Origin of the sequence: Mycobacterium sp. (assembly GCF_049280035.1) — a bacterium.
Lineage (GTDB): Bacteria > Actinomycetota > Actinomycetes > Mycobacteriales > Mycobacteriaceae > Mycobacterium.
The window spans coordinates 1-6,646 of record NZ_JBAPPI010000489.1 but is presented as its reverse complement, the minus strand read 5'-3'; the positions used below and the strand labels follow the sequence as shown (position 1 = coordinate 6,646).

At 65.0% G+C, this 6,646-nt stretch carries 7 protein-coding genes; 4 read left to right on the top strand and 3 right to left on the bottom strand.

All coding sequences use genetic code 11. The features are described 5' to 3' along the window. Positions 1-1,947 (top strand): AMP-binding protein (locus WAN71_RS16015; protein ID WP_422226270.1); only part of this gene is annotated, 1,947 nt, incomplete at its 5' end. 14 nt (positions 1,948-1,961) lie between these two features. Next, entirely contained in the window at positions 1,962-2,186 is a 225-nt protein-coding gene (locus WAN71_RS16010) for a Trm112 family protein (protein ID WP_422226273.1), read from the top strand. Here the strand turns inward: WAN71_RS16010 and WAN71_RS16005 are convergent. Genes WAN71_RS16005 through WAN71_RS15995 form a run of 3 tightly spaced genes read right to left on the bottom strand, consistent with a single transcriptional unit; the run spans position 2,152 to position 4,305 of the window. Then, a complete protein-coding gene (locus WAN71_RS16005; RefSeq protein WP_422226269.1) occupies positions 2,152-2,775 on the bottom strand; it encodes a TetR/AcrR family transcriptional regulator in 624 nt (207 codons plus the stop codon). The two genes, WAN71_RS16010 and WAN71_RS16005, sit on opposite strands and share 35 nt — an antisense overlap. Position 2,776: 1 nt before the next feature. Next, the gene (locus WAN71_RS16000) at positions 2,777-3,526 is read right to left on the bottom strand and encodes an ABC transporter permease (protein ID WP_422226272.1); all 750 of its coding nucleotides are present in this window, start codon (positions 3,524-3,526) and stop codon (positions 2,777-2,779) included. Between the two features lie 14 nt (positions 3,527-3,540). After that, positions 3,541-4,305, bottom strand: a complete 765-nt coding sequence (locus WAN71_RS15995) for an ABC transporter ATP-binding protein (protein ID WP_422226268.1) — start codon at positions 4,303-4,305, stop codon at positions 3,541-3,543. 58 nt (positions 4,306-4,363) lie between these two features. Here WAN71_RS15995 and WAN71_RS15990 point away from each other — a divergent pair, with 58 nt between their 5' ends. Then, positions 4,364-4,975, top strand: a complete 612-nt coding sequence (locus WAN71_RS15990; RefSeq protein ID WP_422226267.1) for a DNA-3-methyladenine glycosylase — start codon at positions 4,364-4,366, stop codon at positions 4,973-4,975. A 74-nt stretch (positions 4,976-5,049) separates the two neighbouring features. Continuing rightward, positions 5,050-6,318, top strand: a complete 1,269-nt coding sequence (gene tyrS / locus WAN71_RS15985) for a tyrosine--tRNA ligase (RefSeq protein ID WP_422226271.1) — start codon at positions 5,050-5,052, stop codon at positions 6,316-6,318. Positions 6,319-6,646: the final 328 nt, after the last annotated feature.

The window sequence follows — 6,646 nt, the reverse complement described above, 5'->3', positions numbered from 1 at the left end:
GTCGGATCCAAAGCGGCACAAGAGTCTTGGCCGACGGTCGCCAATTGGGTGCTGTGGATCTCCGGACACGGCGACAAGCCCACGGACATCTTCCCGATGGCCGACCAGCCGGAAGAACCTACCGATCGCGGTGTCGCACTCAGTTCCCGGGTGATGCACGGCCTCGGCGAGGCCTCCGAGGTGGCACTGACATTCGCCCGCGGAGCGGCCGACGCCGTCTTCGCGGCGAATAAATCGGTGCGCACGTTGGCGGTTGAGACCGTTCGCACGCTGCCCCGACTGGTTCGCCTGGGCCAGATCAACGACCACACCCGGATCTCGTTGGGCCGGATCATCGGCGAGCAGGCGCACGATGCTCCCAACGGCGAGTTCCTGCTCTTCGACGGGCGCGTGCACACCTACGAAGCGGTGAACCGGCGCATCGACAACGTGGTGCGCGGCCTGATCGCGGCCGGAGTACGCCAAGGCGAACACGTCGGGGTGCTCATGGAGACCCGCCCGAGCGCGCTCGTCGCCATCGCCGCGCTGTCGCGGTTGGGTGCCGTCGCAGTCCTGTTGAAGCCCGATATCGACCTGGCCGCGTCGGTCCGGCTCGGGGGCGTGAGCGAAATCATCACCGACCCCACCAATCTCGAGACCGCGCGGCAATTGCCCGAGCAGATCCTGGTTCTCGGTGGTGGTGAGTCGCGCGATCTGCACCTGGGTGATGACGCCAACGTCATCGACATGGAGCAAATCGACCCCGACGCCGTCGAGCTGCCGGCCTGGTACCGGCCGAACCCGGGGTATGCGCGCGACCTCGCGTTCGTCGGGTTCAGCACAGCAAGCGGCCAGCTCGTCGCCAAGCAGATCACCAACTACCGCTGGGCGTTGTCGGCGTTCGGAACCGCCTCGACTGCGGCCCTGGGCCGTAACGACACCGTGTACTGCCTGACGCCGCTGCACCACGAGTCCGGGCTTTTGGTCAGCCTCGGGGGCGCAGTGGTCGGGGGCACCCGCGTCGCGTTGTCCCGCGGCCTGCGCGCCGACCGATTCGTCGCCGAAGTGCGCCAGTACGGCGTCACCGTCGTCTCGTACACGTGGGCGATGCTCCGCGACGTCATCGATGACCCGGCTTTCGCGTTGCACGGCAATCACTCGGTGCGTTTGTTCATCGGCTCGGGTATGCCGACCGGACTGTGGCAGCGAGTCGTCGACGTGTTCGCCCCGGCGCGGGTCGTCGAGTTCTTCGCCACCACCGACGGGCATGCGGTGCTGGCCAACGTGTCCGGCGCCAAGATAGGCAGCCAGGGCCGGCCGCTGCCCGGCGCCGGCCACGTCGAACTGGGCGCCTACGACGCCGAGCATGACCTGATCCTGGAAACCGACCGGGGGCTGGTGCGGGTACCGGAAACCAACGAAGTCGGCGTGCTGCTCGCCGAGCCGCGCGGGCCGATTGATCCGACCGCGTCGGTCAAACGCGGTGTCTTCGCTCCCGCCGACACCTGGATCTCCACCGAATATCTGTTCCGTCGCGACACCGAAGGCGACTTCTGGCTGGTGGGGAGGCGCGGTTCGGCGGTCCGCACCGAACGCGGCATCGTGTTCTGTGAGCCGATCACCGATGCGCTCGGGCTGATTCCGGCGGTCGATCTCGCGGTGACCTATGGCGTGCCGATGCATGGTCACCAAGTCGCAATGGCAGCGTTGACATTGCGGCCGGGCGCGACCATCACGGCAGCCGATCTCACTGAAGCGGTGGCAGCCATGCCGTTCGGGTTGGGTCCCGACATCGTGCATGTGGTGGCGGAGATGACGCTGAGCGCCACTTACCGTCCGACAGTCAGTACCCTGCGGGCAGCGGGGATTCCCAAGGCGGGGCGGCATGCCTGGTACTTCGATGCTGATGCCAACCAGTTCCGGCGGTTGACGGGCACGGCACGGATGGAGCTGTCCGGTGCGCATTGACAATCGAGACCGATGTGATTGACGAAACGCTGCTGGGCATCCTGGTCTGCCCGGCCGATCGAGGCCCGCTGGTGCTGGTCGCTAGAGGCGATGAGGAATTGCTGTACAACCCGCGGATGCGGCGTGCTTACCGCATCGAAGACGGCATCCCGGTGCTGCTGGTCGACGAGGCGATCGAGGTCGGTGACGACGAGCATGCGCAGCTCATGGCGCGGGCCACTCCGGCAAGTCCCCAGTGAGGTAACGCTGCAGGTTCGGAGCGATGGTCCGCGCGATCTGATCGGCCGGCAGCGATTTGAATGGTTCCAATTCCAGGATGTAGCGCGCCAACAGCACGCCCGCCAATTGCGATGCCACGAACTGGATCCGAATGATCCCGCTGCCTGGCGGGTTGTCGACACGTGAACCTAACTCGACTGCAATCACGTCCTGGATGAACGAACGAAACAGGTAGATCTCCGTTCCGGCTAGGGCAGACCGCAGCCTGGCGATGAAGCCGGCACCGAGTTCGGAGTCCCACAGCGGCAACAACGTTGACGGAATCTTGTAGCCGAGTTCCCCGACGGGCACTTCGCGCAGCGGGCCGATGATGTCCATCGGGTTGAACGGGATCTCCACGGCTGCCGCGAATAGCTTTTCCTTGGTGCCGAAGTAGTGATGCACCAACGCCGAATCGACGCCTGCCGCCGCGGCTACCGCACGTATCGAGGTGTTGTTAATTCCATTGCGGGCAAACAATACTCGGGCATTATCCAGAATCCGTTCGCGTGTGTCGGAATTCCCGGCCGGACGGCCGGGCCGCTTGCGCCCGGTGTTGGTCGTCGCCACGCTACGGAGTCCGTCGCCGAAGGGTAGCGGCGGCCAGGCACAGTGCCGCAATCGCAAACCCCAACACGGCCAGAATGTCACGTATCGCGACGCCGGTCAGCTCGGTATGCGCGCCTACCTGTTGCAGTGCCTCCAGGGCATAGCTGGCCGGCATCACGTTGCTGATCCACTCCAGCCAAGTCGGCATCAGTGCGCGCGGGACGATGATCCCGGCCAGCAACAGCTGCGGCACCATCACCAGCGGGATGAACTGCACGGCCTGAAACTCGGTTCGCGCGAACGCACTACACAACAATCCGAGACCGACGCCAAGGACCGCGTTGACGATCGCGATCAGGAAGACCCAAAGAGGACTGCCGGCGGTGTCGAAGCCGAGAAGCCAAAACGCCACCACGCAAGCCAGGGTGGCTTGTGCCGCGGCGGCGATCGAAAAGGCCGTCCCATAGGCGATCAGCAGGTCGAGCCGACGCAACGGAGTGGTCAGGATGCGCTCCAACGTTCCCGAAGCCCTTTCGCGCTGCATGGTGATCGCCGTGATGATGAACATCACGAAGAGCGGGAAAATGCCCAACAGGATCAGGCATGCATTGTTGAACGGCGATGGCGTGCCCGGACGGTGCGGGGCGTTCTCAAACATGAAGTACATCAACGTGATAACCAAGACCGGGACCGCCAAGATCATCGCGACGCTGCGATGATCGGCGGCCAGCTGCCGAAGGATCCGTACCGTGGTCGCGCCGTACGGTTTCAGAGATCCCTGCAGACCTAACCGGCTCGGCGTTTGGTGCTGCGCTTGATGATGGACAGAAACGCGTCCCCCAGTGACGTGCATCCGGTGTCCTCTCGTAGTTGGGTCGGGGTGGTCTGCGTAACCAAGTGGCCGTCGCGCATCAGCAACAGGTCACCGCAATGGTCGGCTTCGTCCATCACGTGGCTGGAAACCAGCAGCGTGGTCCCGGCGCGGGCGAGGTCGGCGAACTGCTCCCAGAGATCGGCCCGTAGCACCGGGTCCAACCCCACCGTCGGTTCGTCGAGAACGAGTAATTCCGGCTGGCAGACCAGCGCGCACGCCAACGACACCCTGGTGCGCTGACCACCGGAGAGATTGCCGCAATAGGCAGTGCTGTGATCGGTCAGCCCGACCCGATCGATCGCGGAGTCAGCCGCGCGGCTGTCAAAGCCATAAAGCGACCCGAAATAGCGGACGTTGTCGACGATCCGCAGGTCGTTGTAGATCGTTGGGTCCTGCGGCAGGTATCCGACCCGGTGGCGCAGCGGCGCCGACCCGGCCGGAAGACCGAGTACCTGCACCGTGCCCGAAGCGATGAGCTGAGTGCCGACAATGCATCGAATCAGCGTGGTTTTCCCGCAGCCCGACGGACCGAGCAGTCCGGTGATGCTGCCGCGGGCGATGCGCACCGAGAAGTCGTGCAGCGCCGGGCGTTTCCCGCGAATTACCCGCAAGTGGCTGATGTCGACCACTACGTCGTGGCCATCCGAAAGAAATTCATCATGCGATGAAGTCATCATGTGATGAATATCCGCCCCTGCCGCCCGGCTGTCAAGAGCCGCGGGCAGAATCTGTCCGATGGGCGCTGACCAACTCGCGGTCGACCCGGTCGGGGCGGCGCATCGACTACTCGGCGCCACGCTCACCGGTCGCGGCGTCACCGCCACGATCGTCGAGGTAGAGGCCTACGGCGGGGTGCCCGACGGTCCGTGGCCGGACGCTGCGGCGCACTCGTACCGGGGGCCCACCGGTCGCAACGCGATAATGTTCGGCTCCCCGGGCCGGCTCTACACCTACCGCAGCCACGGCATCCACGTCTGCGCAAACGTGGTGTGCGGCGCCGACGGAATTGCGGCCGCGGTGCTGCTCAGGGCGGCTGCTGTCGAGACCGGGCTCGACGCCGCCGCGTCCCGGCGCGGTGCCGCGATCCGCACCATCGCGCTGGCGCGCGGACCTGGAAACCTTTGCTCGGCTTTGGGAATCACCATGGCCGACAACGGGATCGACCTGTTCGACGGCGACAGCTCGGTGCGGCTGCGGCTCAACGACACCCTCGAGAGTGTTTCCGGTCCTCGCGTTGGCATCAGCCAGGCCGCCGACCGGCCGTGGCGGCTGTGGTTGCCGGGCCGGGCGGAAGTCTCGGCCTACCGGCGCAGCCCACGGGCGCCGGCGCCGGGTGCCAGCGACTAAATCCGGATGCCGACGCGCCGTCCGGTCACCCGCGGCGTCGCCGCGTTGGTGCGAGAGGATCTATCACTGTGGCCATGACCATCCTCGACGAGCTGAGCTGGCGCGGGCTGATTGCGCAGTCCACCGGCCTCGACGCGCTGGCCAGCGAGGCTGCCCGGGGCACGATCACGCTGTACGCGGGGTTTGACCCCACCGCGCCCAGCCTGCATGCCGGACACCTGGTCCCGCTGCTGGCGCTCCGGCGCTTTCAGGCCGCTGGACATCGCCCCATCGTTCTCGCCGGTGGCGCAACCGGCCTGATCGGCGACCCTCGCGATACGGGCGAACGGGTGCTCAACTCCGCCGAGACCGTCGAAGGATGGACCGAGCGGATCCGCGGACAGCTGGAACGCTTCGTTGATTTCGACGGTTCGCCGACGGGTGCCATCATCGAAAACAATCTGGAGTGGACCAGCGCGATGTCAGCAATTGAGTTGCTCCGCGACGTCGGCAAGCACTTCTCGGTCAACGTAATGCTGGACCGCGACACCGTCCGGCGGCGCCTGGAGGGCGAGGGGATCTCCTACACCGAGTTCAGCTACATGCTGTTGCAGGCCAACGACTACGTCGAGCTCTACCAGCGCCATCACTGCGTGCTGCAGATCGGCGGATCCGATCAGTGGGGCAACATCATCGCCGGCGTGCGGCTGGTGCGCCAGAAGCTGTCAGCCACTGTGCATGCCCTGACCGTTCCGCTGGTGACCACGGCCGATGGGACGAAGTTCGGCAAATCTACCGGCGGCGGCAACGTATGGCTGGACCCCGAGATGACGACTCCGTACGCCTGGTACCAGTACTTCATCAACACCGCCGACGCCGACGTCATTCGGTACCTGCGCTGGTTCACCTTCCTGTCCGCAGACGAGTTGGCCGAACTCGAGGACGCCACAGCGTCGCGGCCACAGCAACGTGCAGCACAACGGCGACTGGCGCGCGAACTCACCACCCTCGTGCACGGTGAGCAAGCCACCGAGGCAGTTGAACATGCAAGCCAGGCGTTGTTCGGCCGCGGGGAGCTGGGCCGGTTGGACGAGTCCACGCTGACGGCCGCGCTACGCGAGACCCCAATCGCTGAATTGAAACCGGGCACGCCAGACGGGATCGTCGACCTGCTGGTTGCCAGCGGGTTGTCGCAGAGCAAGGCTGCCGCGCGACGCACAATCGCCGAGGGCGGCGTATCCGTCAACAACACCAAGATCGACGACGAAGACTGGGTACCCGGACCAACCGACTTCCTGCATGGACGCTGGCTGGTCTTGCGCCGGGGCAAGCGGAATATCGCCGGGGTCGAGCGCGTCCCTTGATCTTGCGATAGCTGAAAGACGCCGTCTAGCAGGTTGGTTGACTCCGCGTTTGCTCTCGCGTAACTTGATCAAGTCGTCGCGACACGGCTAGTCCGTCGAGCGCGGCGATGTCCCAGAGGGAAGCTCCACTTCGGTGGGTCTCTCGTCGTCCGCACAGCGAGCAAGCGGCCAATGGCCGCGGGGCTTGTTGCGCGGTCGGAGGGGTGTTGTTTGAGAACTCAATAGTGTGTTTGGTGGTTTTGTTTTTGTTGTTGTTTTTTTGACTGCATCTTGCACTTCCCGTGTGTGGGTGTGGTTGTTTTATATTGGATGCCAGTTTTTGGTGTCT

Excerpts from the sequence above, each read along its gene's own strand:
- WAN71_RS15995 (WP_422226268.1), bottom strand. The coding sequence starts at position 4,305 with ATGATGACTTCATCGCATGATGAATTTCTTTCGGATGGCCACGACGTA.
- WAN71_RS15990 (WP_422226267.1), top strand. The coding sequence starts at position 4,364 with ATGGGCGCTGACCAACTCGCGGTCGACCCGGTCGGGGCGGCGCATCGA.
- tyrS (WP_422226271.1), top strand. The coding sequence starts at position 5,050 with ATGACCATCCTCGACGAGCTGAGCTGGCGCGGGCTGATTGCGCAGTCC.